The sequence below is a fragment of the Streptomyces sp. NPDC002130 genome, from assembly GCF_040296465.1.
Lineage (GTDB): Bacteria > Actinomycetota > Actinomycetes > Streptomycetales > Streptomycetaceae > Streptomyces.
The window spans coordinates 1-1,052 of record NZ_JBEOXI010001241.1 but is presented as its reverse complement, the minus strand read 5'-3'; the positions used below and the strand labels follow the sequence as shown (position 1 = coordinate 1,052).

The 1,052-nt window shown below is 59.8% G+C and carries 2 protein-coding genes; both read left to right on the top strand.

What is annotated here, in order from left to right; genetic code table 11:
• Window positions 1-185, top strand: a 185-nt coding sequence (locus ABT116_RS49950) for a DciA family protein (RefSeq protein WP_351648406.1), incomplete at its 5' end; no start/stop codon positions are given.
• 124 nt (window positions 186-309) lie between these two features.
• Window positions 310-1,052, top strand: a 743-nt coding sequence (locus ABT116_RS49945; RefSeq protein WP_351648404.1) for a metal-dependent hydrolase, incomplete at its 3' end; no start/stop codon positions are given.

The window sequence follows — 1,052 nt, the reverse complement described above, 5'->3', positions numbered from 1 at the left end:
CCGCCGAGTCGACGGCATGGGCTACTCAGTTGCGCATGATGCAGTCCCAGATCCTGGCCAAGATCGCTGCTGCCGTCGGTGACGGTGTCGTGAAGACGCTGCGCATCACCGGTCCGAGCGCGCCTAGCTGGCGCAAGGGTGAAAGGCATGTGAAAGGCCGCGGACCTCGCGATACGTACGGCTGAGGAAAACTCAACCAGGCCCTGGTTCTACCTATTACTTCGTGTTACAGTTAAAACTCGCTAGTGAGTGAACTGTGTCACAAGGCTGTCGTTCCCTACCGATCGGCAGGCATGAAGGAGTAGCTAGATGTCGCAGAAGATATCGACACCCGCTTCGTCGTTCGCCGAGCCGGATCACATCCTGTTGCAGGCTCGCAATGTCGAGTTCGACTGGTCCGATCTGCCCATGCACTGGATTCCGGGCGATCCGTTCAGCACACACGTTCTCAACGTGCTCCATCTTCTCCTCCCTGCCGGTGAGGAATGGTTTGTCGAGACCTTCAAGGAAGCTCTTCCTCTCATCGAGGACGAGAAACTCCGTGAAGACGTCGTCGGATTCATCGGCCAAGAGGCGATGCACTCCAACGCGCACTCGGGCGTTCTGGTCCATCTCAAGGAAAACGGGCTCGATCCGACGCCGTACACGCAGCAGATGGAGTGGACATTCTCGAAACTGCTCGGACCGCGTCCGATGACAGGACTGCGTGCCGAGAATCATCTGGTGGAGCGCTTGGCGATCATCGCGGCCATCGAACACATCACCGCTTTCCTCGGTGACTGGGTGCTCAACGCCAAAGGACTCGACAAAGCCGGCATGCACCCGACCATGCTCGATCTGCTCCGCTGGCACGGCGCCGAAGAGGTCGAACACCGCTCCGTCGCGTACGACGTTATGCGCTACTTCGACAAGCGCGAGACACGCCGCATCCGAACGCAGATCGTCGTCACGCCGGCAATCGTGTGGCTGTGGATTCGCGGTACCCGGTTCTTGATGCGCAACGATCCCGAGCTTGCCGCTCAGGCTCCCAGCCGTCGACGCCCCCACCTGTC